Raw genomic sequence first — 15531 nt, 5'->3', positions numbered from 1 at the left:
GGGGTGGTACCATGGGCTTCATGAGGGCAACGAAAAGATGGATCGCTTCGGTTTTGGCAGCCGCCATGCTGGCGGGCGCAGCGCTGCCGGCCGGCGTCGGCAAGGTCGAAGCGGCGGGCGGCCCCGAGCTGTTCGTTTCGGAAATTCATCCGAATATCGTCGGAGCGGAGGACCACGAATTTTTCGAGGTGTACAACAACACGGATCAACCGATCGAATTGGGCGACTACGAATTCATTTATCATTATCCAAGCAACCCGACTTCGGACAAAACGTTCACGTTCGTTCCCAAAACGCTGGCGCCTAAGCAGGCGATGGTCTTTTGGTATAACAAAGCGGGTTTGACGCTCCAAGACTTTAACGCCGAGCACGGCTCTTCGGTGACGGCCGAACAAGTCATCGAAATCGGCGGGTTTGACGGATTTTCGAACTCGGGCGACCGGGGCGTCATTATCAAAAACAACCAAGGGGAAGTCGTTTCCACGTCCTCGTATACGGGAACCGATGCGGGGGAAGGGAAAGGCATCCACTTCAAGCTGCCGGAGAGCGGCACCGCAGCCTCCAAGCTTCGGACGCAAGCGGCGCCGACGCCGGGCGTCGTGGAGCCGGACCAGCTGCCGGCCGTAAGCGGGAAACCGAATATCCAACATACGCCGGTAAACGAGGGCAAAGCCGCGGACGGTCTCGCGATCGAGGCGGACATCGCTGTAACGGACGCGGTCTACTCCGTAACGGCGGCCGTGTATCATAAACCGGCCTCGGCGAGCGAATTCGCATGGATTCCGATGAACGCGCAAGGAGGCTCGTCCTACGCGGCGCACATTCCGAGCGGCGAGCTGACGGAAGCGCAGCATCAGTACTATATCGAAGCGGCGCACGGGGATACCGTCGAACGGACGGCGACCTACAACGTGGCGATCCAAACCGACGACTTCGACTTCGGCCAGGTGCCGGAGGTGCTGATCACCGAGCTCGTGCCGGATTCGTCGAACGTGAGCTCCGCGGATGCGTACGAGTTTATCGAAATCTATAACAACACGGATGAAACAATCGATCTACGAGATTACAAAATCATCTATCGATTTACGAACAGCGTGTCGGAAACGGATTGGACATGGGAGTCGCCGCTCGCCGAGCTGCCGCTGCCATCGAAGCAGTCGATGGTGCTGTGGGTGCTCAACGGCGTCAATAAAACGATGCCGATCGAGCAGTTCAACGCCAATTACGGCGTGAGCCTGCAGGAGAATGTCAACCTCGTTCGCATCGATGGCGGGGGCGGCATGGCCAACTCGGGCAAACGGAAAATCGTCGTCGCGACGGTCGACGGCACGGAAGTGTCGGAGGCGTATTATGACAACGACGACCAAACGCAAGCCAACAAGGGGATCTTCTATCGGTACCCGATCGACGGCAGCAACCAAATGGTCATGACATCCGCGGGCATCGACGCCGCGACGCCCGGCGCCGTAACGAGCGAGCAGGTGCCGCAAACGACGTCCGGGGCGGCGCCCGTCGTCAACCACCCGCCGAAAATTGCGCATACGCCGGTTACCGAAGGCAAAACGGATGAGCCGGTCGCGATCGAGGCGGACATTACGAACAAGGAGCAGGCCGCGGGCAACGACGAGGTGACGGCCAAGCTGTATTTCAAAAAGGCGTCCGAGTCTTCGTACAGCTCCGTACCGATGGCGAAAGGGGAAGGCGACCGCTACGCGGCGTCGATTCCGACTTCGGCGCTCGCGGAATCGTCCGCTCAATATTACATTGAAGCCGCGGATGCGAAATCGACGGTCCGGACGGAGGCGTACACGATTAACGTCAAGGCGCCGGACTTCGATTACGCGAGAGTTTCGCCGCTGCTCGTCACCGAGCTCGTGCCCGATTCGACGAACGTCGGCAGCGCGGACGGATACGAGTTCATCGAGGTGTACAACAACACGAACGAACCGATCAATCTGGAGCATTACAAAATCGTCTATCGATATACCGATTCCGGACCGGAAGCCGACGTCGTCTGGCCGACGGACCGGGAAGATTTGATCATTCCGCCGAAGGACACGCTCGTGTTCTGGGTCATCAACGGGGCGAACGACGCCAGCACCGTCGCCGATTTCAACGCGAACTACGGCGTTTCCCTGGTCGAGGGCGAGGACATCGTCCGGATCTACAGCGGCGGAATGGCGAACGGCGGCAAACGCGGCGTCCTCGTCGCGACGAACACCGGCTTCGAGCTGTCGGCCGCCTATTACGACACGGATGCGGAGACGGTCGCCGACAAGGGTATTTTCTACAAATACCCGCTCGACGGCGGCACGACGATGATCAAGACGAGCGCGGGCGTGCTCGCGGCTACGCCGGGCAGCGTCGAAGAAGAGCAAGTTCCTCCGGTGCCGGCGTCGCTGCCGAACGATACGACGCCGCCGACGTTCAAGAACGAAACGGGCGTCAGCGAAGTGCATCAATCGGCGAATCTCGATTTGATCGCGGCCGTCCGCGACGACCACCAGGTCAAAACGGTTGCGCTCTATTATAAAACCGACGCGCAGGACGAGTTCACGAAACGGTATTTGAAAGAAAACTTCGACGATACGTTCTACCATTACATGATCTACTCGCCGGAGCTGATCGGGCGAAAGTACGTAGATTACTACTATGAATATTCCGACGGCGTTCATCGGGCGACGACGGAGACGTTCCGCGTCAATGTTACAGGCGGCCGCGACACGTCCGACCTGCGGCTCAACGTGAAGAACGGCGACGTGCTGGCGGGCACCCGCATCGTGCGCGGCACCGCCGAGCATGCGCCGGCCGACGAACTGACGCTGTCGATCGACGAACAGCCGATCGACGCAGGCGCCTATAAAGCGCTCGAGAACGATGCCTATTTCGCGTTCGAAGCGACGGGCGTCAATTTCTACTTCAAAAACGGCGTCGTGATGGGCACCGACATTTTGCGCATTTTCGACGATACGATCAACAGCTGGACGACGATTACGGTGCCGATCGACGCGGATCGTCTCCAGAGCGGCGTCAATGCCATCGCAATCCGCGCCGGCTCGAAGGCGTCGCCTTTCGACGACCGGCCGGAAGAGAACAAAGACGATTTCGACGTGCGCAACGTGCGGCTCGTGCTCGCGGACGGCACCGAAATTTACGATCCGCGCTCGGAATTCGCTTCTAAGGAAACGGCGATCAAGATGGGCGACAGCGCGAATAAGCACCCGGTCGTCGAGTTCCAGTTCGCCATCCCGGCGGACAAGCTCGCATCCAAGGCGTACGCTTGGAACACGAAGCAGGCGGCGGACGGCGCGCATGTCGTCACGGTCGCACATCCGCAGTATGGAGAAGCGTCCGCATCGGTCATCGTCGATAACACGCCGCCAGCGATCGAGCCGTCGATCGCGAGCGGCGCGACGATGCGCGGGCCGTTCACGATCGCGGCGGACGTGACCGACGCGCTGGCGGGCGTCGGCGCCGTGACGGCGACGCTGGACGGCCGAGCGATCGAGCTGCCGTACGCGACATCGTCGGCCGCGCTCGCTGGAGGCGACCACGTGCTGCGCTTGAAAGCGACGGATAAGGTCGGCAACGCAGCGGAGACGGAAGTCGTCTTTTACGTGCCGGACGAGCTGCCGGCGAAGCCGGAGCTCGTCGGTCCGGCGCACGGCGGCGAGGCTGCGACGACGACGTCTCTGACCGTGAAGGTGCTGGATCCGACGCAGGATCCGATGAACGTCTCGTTCTGGAGAGGATTCAAGTATTTCGCCGGCGTGCGCGACGCGTTCGTCGGGTTCTTGAACGCGGTCGACCGCGAGCCGCCGAGAGAAGCCGCGCCGGAAGGCGAGCAGTCCTTCGCCGACGCGGACTACGCGAAGATCGCCGCGAAGGACGGCGACTATTTGGTCAATGACGCGGTTGACCGATTCCCGTACCAACGGTTCGAGGTCACGCTGGACCCATCCGTCGCGGCGGACGATCCGGTTCACGTCTCGTGGACAGGGCACTCGATCGAAGGCCGCAAAGTGACGCTATACGCCTGGGATCCGGCGGCGCAGCAGTGGAACGCGCTCGACTCCCGCGTCGCGGGCAGCGAAGATTTCGAACTTGCAGCGGAAATTCGCGCGGGGGACTATGCGGACGGGCGCACCGTGCGCCTCATGGTGCAGGACGAGGTGCCGCCGACGCCGGACGAGTACGATTACTCGTTCGTCTGGATGTCGGACACGCAGTATTATTCGGAAAGCTATCCGCATATTTACAGCGACATCGTCGATTGGATCGCCGAGAAGAAGGATGAAATGAAGATCAAGTACGTCACCCATACGGGAGACTTGGTCGACGAAGCCGACAAGCCGGAGCAATGGGCCGTCGCGTCGGAAAACATGAAGGTGTTGGAAGAAGCGGGCATTCCGTACGGCGTGCTGGCCGGCAATCACGACGTGTACGGCAAAGAAGCAGCCTACGACGAATATTGGAAGTATTTCGGCGAGGACCGGTTTGCGTCGCAGGATACGTACGGAGGCTCGTACGACAACAACCGCGGCCATTACGATCTCGTGTCGTCGCACGGCAACGACTACATCTTCTTGTACATGGGATGGGGCATCGGCGACGAAGAAATCGCTTGGATGGACCAGGTGCTGAAGCAGTACCCGGACCGGATGGCGGTGCTCAATTTCCATGAATACTTGCTCGTCTCGGGCAACCGGGCGCCGATCGCGGACAAAATTCACGAGCAGGTCGTCGTGCCGAACCCGAACGTCGTCGCGGTGCTGTCCGGCCATTACCACGACGCCGAGCTGCTCGTCGACGAGATCGACGATAACGGCGACGGCACGCCGGACCGCAACGTGTACCAAATGCTGGCGGATTATCAGGGCGGCCCGGAGGGCGGCCAAGGGTATATCCGGTTGATGCAATTCGATATCGACAACAACAAGCTGCATATCAAAACGTATTCGCCGTATTTGGACGATTATAACTTTTACGATCCGGAGCAGCACCCGGGCAAAGACGAGTTCTCGCTCGATCTCGACTTGACGCCGCGCTTAAAGCGCGTGGCGACCGACTACATCGAGGTCAATGTGTATGCAAAACAGAAGCTCGGGGAGAAGACCGGGGCGGCGAGCGGGTCGAACGTGTCGTTCGATTGGAGCGATCTCGTCCTCGGATCGACGTACGAATGGTACGCCGTCGCCGAAGATGTGTACGGCGCACGCACGCTGTCGGATATTTGGAAGTTTACGGTGACGAAAGCAGCCGAAGCGGTGAATCTTAGCCCGGTGTGGGAGGCGATCCCGCCCCAGAAGGTCGTGCTCGGCGATACGCTCTCTTTCCAGGTGAAAGCGACAGATCCGGAAGGCGGGGAGGTCGCGTATTCGGCGGCGAAGCTGCCGGAAGGAGCGACGTTCGATCCGACGACGCGGACGTTCGCTTGGACGCCTGAGACGGCGGGCACGTTCGAGGCCGTGTTCGCGGCGGCGGACGATCGAGGCGCGAAGACGGAGCTGAAGGTCGTCATCGAAGCGGTCGCCGACCTGGCGCCGGTATGGGACGCAGCGAAGGACGTGCGCGTGTATGTCGGCACGGCCGTCTCGTTCCAAGTGAAGGCGACGGATCCGGAAGGCGGGATTATCGCGTATTCGGCTGCGAAGCTGCCGGACGGAGCGACGTTCGACCCGGTGACGCGGACGTTCGCCTGGACGCCGCTGGCGTCGGGCAACTATGAAGCCGTCTTCGCCGCGGCGGACGGGCGAGGCGCGTCTTCGACGCTGACGGTGCGGCTGAACATCGTTCCGCCGCCCGCCGAACCTTCCAATCCGACGCCGTCGAACCCGACGCCGACCGAGCCGGGCACGCCGTCCGCTCCGGCCAATCCGGGACAGCCGCGGCCTAGTAACGGCGGCGCCGTAACGGTGCAGCCGCAGGTCGAGCAGGGCGTAGCGAAAGCGGTCGTCGACGCGGACGCCGTAGCGCAAGCGGCCCAGCAGGCGCAGCAGGGGCGCATCGTGTTCCGCGTCGAGCGGACCGAGGAGGCGAACACGGTCGAAGTGGCGCTGCCGGCCGCGCAGCTGGTTCAGGCGCTCAGCGAGACGAACGCGGCGCGCGTCACCATAGACGCCGGCTTCGCGACCGTCACCGCGACCCGGGAGCAGCTCGAGCGGCTGCTCGGCGGCGGGGCCGCCGATCTAGAGCTCGCCGTCGCGAGCGTACCGCCGGAGGAGCTGCCGGCGGAAGCGGCGGAGCGCATCGGCGACCGGCCGGTGTACGACTTCGAAATTCGCGTCGACGGGGAAGCCGTGAGCGAATTCGGAGCGAACAGCGGTATCTTCGTCGAAATGAATTATCCGCTTCGTCCGGGCGAGCAGCCGGGACGGATCGTGGCGTATTTCGTTAACGACAACGGCGAACTCGAGCCGGTACGCATGTCGGGCTACGACCCGCAGACGGGAACGATCCGCTTCGCGCCGCGCCACTTCAGCAAATATACGGCGCTGCCGGCGGACGTCGCGTTCGCCGACCTCGAAGGCGTCGAATGGGCGAGAGACGGCATCGAATCGCTCGCCGCGAAGGACATCGCGCACGGCGTCCGGCCGAACGTCTTCGAGCCGCAGCGCTCGATTACGCGAGCGGAGTTCCTGAAGCTGCTCATGGACGCGCTGGAGCTCGCGAGCGAGGCGCCGGCGGGTGCCGCACCGTTCGCGGACGTCGCGCCGACGGATTGGCATTACCGCTACGTCGCCGCGGCGAACGCGCTCGGCATCGCGAACGGCCGTCCGGACGGCAGCTTCGGCGCCGACGACGCGGTCACGCGGCAGGAGATCGCGGCGCTGACGCAACGCGCGGCGGCCGCGGCCGGCGTCGAGCTTCGGGCGCCGCAGGGCGCCGCGCCGTTCGCGGACAGCGCCGAGATCGCGCCGTACGCGGCCGATGCGGCGGCGGCGCTGGAAGCCGCCGGCATCGTCGCCGGCTTCGCCGACGGGCGGTTCGCGCCGGCGGAGGCCGCGACGAGAGCGCAGGCCGCCGTCATGGTGCATCGTTTGCTGACGTACGCTTTGTCCCGATAACGCAAAGAAGGGCGTCCCCATCCAAGGGGACGCCCTTCTCTATGCTTCGCGTCAGTGCGCGACAGCGTTATACGTCATAATCCAAATCGAGCCTGCGACGATCGTGACGAGAATGAGCACGCCGACCAGCAGCGACATGATGTTCCAGCGCGCGTTCTCCCCTTCGCGGAGATGCATGAAGAACAGCAGCTGCACGACGAACTGGAGCACCGCCGCCGCCAAGATAACGATCAAGGTCGTCGTCTTGTCGAGCGAGCCGAGCATGACGGCCGCGAGCGGAATGATCGTCAGGACGATCGACAGCAGAAACCCGACGACGTACGATTTCAGCGAACCGTGCGAGCCGTTCGAGCCGTGCGAAGCGTTCGTGTTCGCCATGTTACATCACCCCCATCAAATAAACGACCGTGAAGACGAAAATCCAAACGACGTCGAGGAAGTGCCAGTACAAGCTGATGACGTTCACTTTGCGCTCCGTCACCGGCGTGATGCCGCGGCGCGAAAGCTGGAAGATCAGCGCGATCATCCAAACGAGGCCGAGCGAGACGTGCGCGCCGTGCGCCCCGACGAGCGTGAAGAACGCCGACAAGAACGCGCTCGTCTGTATCGTGGCGCCTTCGTGGACGAGGTGCAGGAATTCGTACACCTCGAGCCCGATGAACGCAGCGCCGAGCAGCGCGGTGACGACGAGCCAGCCGATGAGTCCCTTGAGACGGCCTTGATGCATCGAGAGCACCGCGAGGCCGCTCGTGAAGGAGCTGGTGAGCAGGATGAACGTTTCGGCGATGACGATCGGCAGCGAGAACAGCTCGGCCGCCGTCGGTCCGCCCGCCGTATTGTTGCGCAGGACGACGTACGTCGCGAACAGCGTGGCGAACAAGATGACGTCCGTGATCAGGAACAGCCAGAAGCCGAACGTCTTGAGCCCTTCCAAGTCGTGGTGGTCATGGTGCGCGTCGTGCCCATGGTCGTGACCGTGGGCATGCCCGTGCGCCGCGTGAACTGTTGCCGTCATTATGCCTTCACTCCTCTCAGAGCCGCTTCCGTGCGGCGAACTTCGTCAACCGGGATATAATAATCCGTATCGTACGAGAACGAACGGGCCAACATGCAAAGCGCTACGCCGATAAGACCCGGGATCGCGAAGAACATCCAATCCCAAACGAAACCGAAGCCCGCGACGAACCAGAAGAACGACATGATGAACGGTATCGACGAATTTTTCGGCATGTGAATCGGCTCGAGCGGAGGCGTCGGAGCGTCCGGCACGCCGGCTGCGCGCCGCTCTTTCGTCGCCCACCAATCGTCCGTCTCCGAGACGGTCGGCACCGTCGCGAAGTTGTACAGCGGCGCCGGCGACGGGATGGACCATTCCAGCGTCCGGCCGTCCCACGGATCGCCCGTCGTATCCTTTTTCATAAACTTGATGCTGTGCGCGATCTGCCACACCTGGAACAGGAAGCCGATCCCCATCAGGAAGCCGCCGACCGTCGAGATGAGGTTGAGCGGACCCCAGCCCATATCGAAGTCGTACGTGTACATCCGGCGCGTCATGCCGTCGAGACCAAGGAAGTACTGCGGCATGAAGCAGATGTAAAAGCCTATGTTCCACGTCCAGAACGCCCATTTGCCGAGACCTTCGTGGAGCGTGAAGCCGAACATTTTCGGCCACCAATACGTCAGACCCGCGAAGAAGCCGAACGCGACGCCGCCGATGAGAACCTGGTGGAAGTGCGCGATCAGGAAGTAGCTGTTATGGAACTGGAAGTCCGCAGGAGCTACCGAGAGAAGCACGCCGGTCATGCCGCCGACGACGAAGCAAGGGATGAATGCGATCGTCCACATCATCGGCGTCGTCATCCGAATGCGGCCGCGGTACATCGTGAACAGCCAGTTGAAAATTTTCACGCCCGTCGGAATCGCGATGATCATCGTCGTGACCGCGAAGAAGGCGTTGACGTTCGCGCCGGAGCCCATCGTGAAGAAATGGTGAGCCCACGTGAAGAACGACGTGACGCTGATGGAAATCATGGCGACGACCATCGACGTGTAGCCGAACAGCTTTTTGCGCGAGAACGTGGCTACGATTTCCGAGAAAATGCCGAAAGCCGGCAGGACGATGATATACACCTCAGGGTGTCCCCACATCCAGATCAAGTTGATATACATCATCGGGTTGCCGCCGGCGTCGAGCGTGAAGAAATGCGCGCCGAGGAACCGGTCCAGGAACAGCAGGAACAGCGTGACCGTCAAAATCGGGAAGGCGAACAAAATCGTGATGCTGCTCGCCAATACCGACCATGTGAACATCGGCATTTTCATAAGCGTCATGCCGGGCGCACGCATTTTCAGAATCGTAACGACGAAGTTAATGCCGGTAGCTAAAGACCCGATGCCGGAAATCTGAATGCCCCAAATGTAGAAGTTCTGTCCGACCCCTGGGCTGCCCATGAGTCCCGACAGCGGCGGATACGCCAGCCAGCCGGCGTCCGGGGAGCCGCCGATGACGAACGACATGTTGAACAGCATCGCGCCCCAGAAAAACAGCCAGAAGCTTAAAGAATTCAGGAACGGGAAGGCAACGTCGCGAGCCCCGATCTGCAGCGGCACGACGATATTGAATAGACCGAACATCAGCGGCATCGCCATGAACAAAATCATAATGACGCCGTGCGTCGTGAAAATTTGGTTATAGTGATCGGCGTGGAGGAACTCCATGCCGGGGAACGCGAGCTGCGTCCGCATGAGCAGCGCGTCGACGCCGCCGCGGAATAACATGAGCATCGCACACACAATATACATAATGCCGATCCGTTTGTGATCGACCGTCGTCAGCCATTCGCGCCACAACCAGCCCCACTTGCGAAAGAAGGTCAGGGCGAACACGATGGCGACCATGGTCAGCCCGATGCTGACCTGCGCGCCCAGAATGAGCGGATCGCCGGTCACGAAAAACTCGGAGGCGAATTGTTTGATGGCTTCCATAGCGAAGCTCCTTTCTGCTTTCGATGATTAGTGGCCCGCGTGGCCGTCGTGCGAGTCGGCATCCGTCTCTTCGTCCGAAGGCGGCTGGCCGGAGTGAGCGCCGTGCCCCGCGTGGGCGGAGCCGCCGACGGCGTATTTCGTTACGATGCTGTGGAACAAGCCTTCCGGAATCGCGGAGAACGACTTCACGGTCGTCGTGCCCGGCTTCGCGAGCTGCTCGTATCCTTCCAGCGTGAGCGGGGACGACGTCGCTTTGATGTCGTCGACCCATGCGTCGAATTCGTCCTGCGGCACGGCCGTCGCATAGAACGTCATGTCGGCGAAATGCTCGCCGCTGAAGTTCGCGCCGGAGCCGTAGTACGTGCCGGCTTCGTCGGCTTGCAGGTACAGCACCATCGCCATGCCGGACATCGTATAAATTTGGCCGCCGAGCTGCGGAATCCAGAACGAGTTCATCGGCGCGTCGGACGTCAGCTCGAACCGAATCGGCACGTCTTCCGGAATATACAAATAGTTGACCGTCGCGATGCCCTGCTCCGGATATTGGAACAGCCATTTCCAATCGAGCGACGTCACTTGAACGACGAGTTCTTCTTTCTCGCTGACGATCGGCTTCGACGGCTCGAGTTCGTACGTATAGCGTACGGTGACGGCCGCGAGAATCGCGATAATGACGATCGGGATCGTCCACCAAATCGTCTCCAGCTTCGTGCTGTGCGACCAGTTCGGATCGTACGGCGCGTCGTTGTCCCGCTTGTCCCGGTACCGGAACACGATGTAGGCGGTCAGCGCGAGAACCGGCACGAGCACGATAAGGCACAACAGCGTCGAGATGTAAATCAGATCCTTCTGCGCCGCGCCGATCGGCCCTTTCGGGTCGAGCACCATCGCGTCGCCGCAGCCGGATAAGACGGCCGCCGCCAGCAGCAGCAGGGCGGGCAGCGCCAGACCGTATTTCAGCGTGCGTTTTCTCATGGCAATCCTCTCCTATATGCTCCTTGGCAGGTTTCTTATTTGTATGGGGTAGATAAGCTTGTGATGAATTTCACTTGCCCTGCTACTAAGATATCAAATTCCGCGCGCGTTCGAACCCCACTTTGCAAATCCGTCAAAATGTCGCCCCATTTCGTTAAAATTGTATTCACGGTTTAGCCGCAAATCGGCTGCGCGCATGAAAAAAGCCCCCGAGCGGCATACTCGGAGGCTTGAATGGATGCGGTTCTGATTAGTTTCGGTCGTCATTTCCCGTCGAATGCGGGCTGCGCGCATGGACGAGGTGAATCGCCGTGCGGATGACATAAATGTGAACGCTGCCGACCATGAAGCCGATGCCGACCATCAAGGTGGCGTTCTGTTCGCTGAAATGATGCATATTGCCGAGCGTGAGCGCGAGGCCGAAGAGCAGCGTCGTCCAAGCGGCCGCGGTCATCCACCGCACGAGGCGCTGCACGCTGCGTTCGGAGGCTTCCGTGCGCGGTTCGAAAAACGTCTTGGTGGTCATGCCTTCCTCACATCCTTGTAAGTGCTTACTTGACGATATTATATCACAATTTCGTCGAAATCGTTCAAAAATTTTTCACCATTCCGCCAAAGTTTCGTCACGGGTGTAGTCTTTTTCCAGAGATATCGCTTACAATAGGAAAATATTGAATCCGTTCGGGAAAACGAGGGAGCTTTTTATGTTATTCGTTCAACGGTTAAGCTGGTTTTTCCGCAGGCGCTGGCCGTTTTATCTCGTCACGATGCTGCTCATCGCGTCGAACAGCTACATGAATACGGTCGCGCCCCGCTTCGTCGGAGACACGATCGACCGAATCATGGCGGGGGAGCTGACCCGTTCCGGGTTGCTGGGGACGGTCCTCATTCTGCTCGGCATCGCCGTCGCGATGTATGTGACGACTTATATTTGGATCAACGCGCTGTTCGGCAGCTCCGTGCTGCTCAACAAACAGCTGCGCGATCGGCTGCTCGCCCACTGGACGCGCATGAAGCCGTCGTTTTTCCATCGGAACCGGTCCGGGGAGCTGATGGCGCTCGCGACGAACGATATCGAGGCGGTGAGCAATACGGCGGGCTTCGGCGTCGTGACGATCACGAATACGATTTTCGGCGTCATCTTCGTCGTCGCGTCGATGATTCTTTATGTCGACGTCCGGCTCATGCTGGCCGCGCTGCTGCCGCTGCCGCTGCTCAGCGTCGCGATCAACGTGCTCGGCCGCCGCATGCGGAAGCATTTCACGGCGGCGCAGCAAAAGTTCGGCGTCATGAACGACCATGTGCTCGAATCGATCTCGGGGCTCAGGGTGCTGCGGGCGTTCGTGCAGGAGAAGGCCGATATCGAGGCGTTCGACCGGGTGACGAAGGACGTCATGGAGCAAAATATTCGCGTGGCCCAAACGAACTCGCTGTTCATGCCGGTCATCTCTTCCATCACCGGGGTCAGCTTCGCGATCGCCATCGGTTACGGCTCGTACCTCGTGACGCGCGGCGAAATTACGCTCGGGGAAATGGTCGCCTTCAATATATACCTCGGTCTGCTCGTGTGGCCGCTCATCGCGTTCGGGGAATTCATCAATATTTTGCAGCGGGGCAACGCGTCGGTGCTGCGCATCGAGGACAACCTTGCGCAGCGGCCCGACGTGACCGATCCTTCGGATCCGGTCGCGCCGAACGCCGCCGGCGACATCGTGTTCGACGCTCTGACGTTCCGCTATCCGGGAACCGACGCCGCGCGTCTCAAGGCGTTCCGGCTCGTCGTGCGGCGAGGCGAAACGATCGGCGTCGTCGGCAAAACCGGGAGCGGCAAGAGCACGCTGCTGAAACAGCTGCTCCGGCAGTATCCGATCGAACCGGGACGCCTCACGATCTCCGGCGCGCCGATCGAGCGCATTCCGCTCGAAACGCTGTCCTCTTGGATCGGGTACGTGCCGCAGGAGCATCTGCTGCTCTCCCGCAGCGTTCGAGACAACATCGCGTTAGGCAAGCCCGACGCGACGGAGGCGGAGGTGCTCGCGGCGGCGCGCACGGCGTTCCTGCTCGACGATCTCGAGCGGATGCCGGAAGGTCTCGGAACGGTCGTCGGCGAGAACGGCATCATGCTGTCCGGCGGGCAGAAGCAGCGCATCGGCATCGCGCGGGCGCTGCTCGTCGATCCGGACATTCTTATTCTCGACGACGCGCTGTCGGCCGTCGACGCGCGGACGGAGGCGGCGATTCTCGAGCAGGTGCGCCGCACGCGGGCGGGGAAGACGACGTTCATCGCGACGCACCGGCTGTCCGCCGTCGCGCACGCGCATCGCATCGTCGTGCTCGAGGACGGCGCCGTCGTCGAAGAGGGGACGCATGAAGAGCTGATGGCGCTGGACGGCTGGTACCGGCGGCAATATGAGCGGCAGCAGCTGGAGATGAGTCTGCTGGAAGACGGGAAGGAGACGCCATGAACGAACGGGAAGTGCGGACCGGCGCCGTCGGCCGCCGGCTGCTCGCTTATTTGCTGCTATTCAAGCGCCAGGTCGCGCTGGCGCTGTTCATTTTGGTGCTGGGTCTCGGCGCCCAGCTGTCGGTGCCGATCGTGACGAAGACGATCATCGACGACCATTTGCTCGCCATCCGGTCCGATTGGCGCGAGATGCGGCCCGAGGCGGTGCCGGAAGGAGTGCGCTCCGTCCCGTTCCGGGGGCTCGCCTACGTGCGCGAGGACTGGCTGCCGGCCGGCGTCGAACTGGACGGCGCGGCGCGGGCCGGCATCGACACGTCGGGCGACGGCTTCGTGCTGGACAGTCCCGCCGCGGGGCGGGTGCCGCTGACCGGGGAAGAGGTCGCGGCGTTCTACCGGCACGACGCCGCGCCGATCGCCGGCCTTGTGGCGTTGATCGTCGGGCTGACCCTCGCGGGAGGCGCGCTGACGTACGTGCAGAGTTTCCTGCTGCAGTCGTCGGCGCAGCGCATCGTGCAGCGAATGCGGATGGATTTGTTCCGGCATCTGCACCGGCTGCCCGTGTCGTATTTCGACAAGACGCCCGTCGGGCAGATCGTCTCGCGCGTCGCCAACGATACGGAAAATATTAAGGAGCTGTACATCAGCTTCACCGCCACGTTCGTCGTCAGCGGGCTGAACATTATCGGGGTGTTCGCCGCGCTGCTGTTTCTGGAATGGAGGCTCGCGCTGCTGTGCGCGCTCATTTTGCCGATGTTCGCGCTCATCATGTACGTTCATTTGAAATTTTCGAAGAAATACGTGCAGGTCATTCGCGCCCGCCTCGCGGAAATGAACGCGACGCTGAACGAGCTGATCCACGTGATGCCGATCATCCAAGCGTTCCGCCGGGAAGAGTCGGTGAAGGCGGAATTCGGCCGGCTGAACGAGGACCGGTATCGCCACCAAGTGATCCAGTTCCGCATCTTCGCGCTGTCGGGGCGCAATATCGTCTATTTCGTGGCGCGGGTGCTGACGGCGGTCATTTTGTGGTATTTCGGCAGCCGCTCGCTCGAGTCCGCCATTTCGTTCGGTGTGCTGTACGCATTCGTAGATTACTTGGGACGCATTTACGAGCCGATCGTCGGCATCTTCGACCAAATGACGAACGCGCAGCGCGCCTTCGTCTCGGCGGAGCGGGTGTTCGCGCTGATGGATCTCGACGGGGCTGAGGCGGACGAAGGGGCGGAGGCGCCGCGTCCGGAGGGGCGCGTCTCGTTCGAGAACGTCACGTTCGCGTACGTCGCGGGGGAGAACGTGCTGAAAGGCATTTCGTTCGAGGCGAAACGAGGCGAAACGATCGCCCTCGTCGGCCATACCGGCTCGGGCAAAAGCTCGATCATGAACCTGCTGCTCGGCTTCTACGAGCCGACGGGCGGCACGATCCGGATCGACGGCGTCGACATCCGGGAGCTGTCGAAGCAGTCTCTGCGCCGGCACATGGGAATCGTGCTGCAGGATCCGTTCTTGTTCACCGGCGATATCCGCTTCAACGTGTCGCTGTACAACGGCGCGATCGACGACGCCGGCGTCGAGCGGGCGCTGCGCGAGGTCGGCGCCGAAGCGTTCGTCTCCCGGCTGCCGCAGCGGATGCGCGAGCCGGTCGTGGAGCGGGGCGCGACGCTGTCCGCGGGGGAGCGGCAGCTCATTTCCTTCGCCCGGGCGCTCGCGTTCGATCCGGCGATTTTGATCTTGGACGAAGCGACCGCCAGCATCGACAGCGAGACGGAGCAGGCGATCCAGCGCGCGCTCGAGGTGCTGCGGCACGGCCGGACGACGTTCGTCATCGCGCATCGGCTGTCGACCATTCGCGATGCCGACCGTATTCTTGTGCTCCATCGCGGCGTCATCGAGGAGCGCGGCACGCACGACGAGCTGATGGCGCTGCGAGGCCGGTATTACCGGATGTATATGCTGCAGAACGCGGACCACGCCCCGAGCGGCGCCGCGAAGTGACGCCCCGCCGCCTGCCGCTTAACGCGAAGAACCCGCGCCGATCGCGCT

At 61.7% G+C, this 15531-nt stretch carries 8 protein-coding genes; 3 read left to right on the top strand and 5 right to left on the bottom strand.

The window, feature by feature from the left end:
- The first annotated feature begins 20 nt into the window (after positions 1-20).
- Positions 21-7067, top strand: coding sequence for a lamin tail domain-containing protein (locus VE009_RS01345; protein ID WP_325005587.1), 7047 nt, complete (start codon positions 21-23; stop codon positions 7065-7067).
- Between the two features lie 51 nt (positions 7068-7118).
- On the opposite strand, the gene cyoD is transcribed toward VE009_RS01345, so the two are convergent.
- The 5 genes from cyoD to VE009_RS01320 all read right to left on the bottom strand — a co-directional run bounded on the left by cyoD (position 7119) and on the right by VE009_RS01320 (position 11553).
- On the bottom strand, positions 7119-7445 hold the full coding sequence (gene cyoD, locus VE009_RS01340; protein WP_325005586.1) for a cytochrome o ubiquinol oxidase subunit IV: 327 nt from the start codon (positions 7443-7445) through the stop codon (positions 7119-7121).
- Position 7446: 1 nt separating this feature from the next.
- The gene (gene cyoC / locus VE009_RS01335) at positions 7447-8082 is read right to left on the bottom strand and encodes a cytochrome o ubiquinol oxidase subunit III (protein ID WP_325005585.1); all 636 of its coding nucleotides are present in this window, start codon (positions 8080-8082) and stop codon (positions 7447-7449) included.
- Positions 8082-10052 (bottom strand): cbb3-type cytochrome c oxidase subunit I, encoded by a 1971-nt coding sequence (locus VE009_RS01330; RefSeq protein ID WP_325005584.1) that lies wholly within the window; start codon positions 10050-10052, stop codon positions 8082-8084. Before VE009_RS01330 ends, cyoC begins: the two co-directional genes overlap by 1 nt.
- A gap of 27 nt (positions 10053-10079) precedes the next feature.
- Positions 10080-11027: a ubiquinol oxidase subunit II gene (gene cyoA / locus VE009_RS01325; protein ID WP_325005583.1), complete on the bottom strand. Its 948-nt coding sequence runs from the start codon at positions 11025-11027 to the stop codon at positions 10080-10082.
- A gap of 250 nt (positions 11028-11277) precedes the next feature.
- A complete protein-coding gene (locus VE009_RS01320) occupies positions 11278-11553 on the bottom strand; it encodes a hypothetical protein (RefSeq protein ID WP_325005582.1) in 276 nt (91 codons plus the stop codon).
- Between the two features lie 178 nt (positions 11554-11731).
- Here VE009_RS01320 and VE009_RS01315 point away from each other — a divergent pair, with 178 nt between their 5' ends.
- Both VE009_RS01315 and VE009_RS01310 read left to right on the top strand, forming a co-directional pair.
- Positions 11732-13492, top strand: a complete 1761-nt coding sequence (locus VE009_RS01315) for an ABC transporter ATP-binding protein (protein WP_325005581.1) — start codon at positions 11732-11734, stop codon at positions 13490-13492.
- The gene (locus VE009_RS01310) at positions 13489-15483 is read left to right on the top strand and encodes an ABC transporter ATP-binding protein (protein ID WP_325005580.1); all 1995 of its coding nucleotides are present in this window, start codon (positions 13489-13491) and stop codon (positions 15481-15483) included. Before VE009_RS01315 ends, VE009_RS01310 begins: the two co-directional genes overlap by 4 nt.
- Positions 15484-15531 lie beyond the last annotated feature (48 nt).

This window comes from Paenibacillus sp. (assembly GCF_035645195.1).
In the GTDB taxonomy this organism is placed as follows: domain Bacteria; phylum Bacillota; class Bacilli; order Paenibacillales; family YIM-B00363; genus Paenibacillus_AE.
The sequence above is the reverse complement of the archived record's forward strand: the minus strand, read 5'-3'. Positions and strand labels throughout refer to the sequence as shown.

Coding starts and splice junctions, on each gene's coding strand:
- cyoD (WP_325005586.1), bottom strand. CDS start 7,445: ATGGCGAACACGAACGCTTCGCACGGCTCGAACGGCTCGCACGGTTCG.
- VE009_RS01315 (WP_325005581.1), top strand. CDS start 11,732: ATGTTATTCGTTCAACGGTTAAGCTGGTTTTTCCGCAGGCGCTGGCCG.
- cyoC (WP_325005585.1), bottom strand. CDS start 8,082: ATGACGGCAACAGTTCACGCGGCGCACGGGCATGCCCACGGTCACGAC.
- VE009_RS01320 (WP_325005582.1), bottom strand. CDS start 11,553: ATGACCACCAAGACGTTTTTCGAACCGCGCACGGAAGCCTCCGAACGC.
- VE009_RS01310 (WP_325005580.1), top strand. CDS start 13,489: ATGAACGAACGGGAAGTGCGGACCGGCGCCGTCGGCCGCCGGCTGCTC.
- cyoA (WP_325005583.1), bottom strand. CDS start 11,027: ATGAGAAAACGCACGCTGAAATACGGTCTGGCGCTGCCCGCCCTGCTG.
- VE009_RS01330 (WP_325005584.1), bottom strand. CDS start 10,052: ATGGAAGCCATCAAACAATTCGCCTCCGAGTTTTTCGTGACCGGCGAT.
- VE009_RS01345 (WP_325005587.1), top strand. CDS start 21: ATGAGGGCAACGAAAAGATGGATCGCTTCGGTTTTGGCAGCCGCCATG.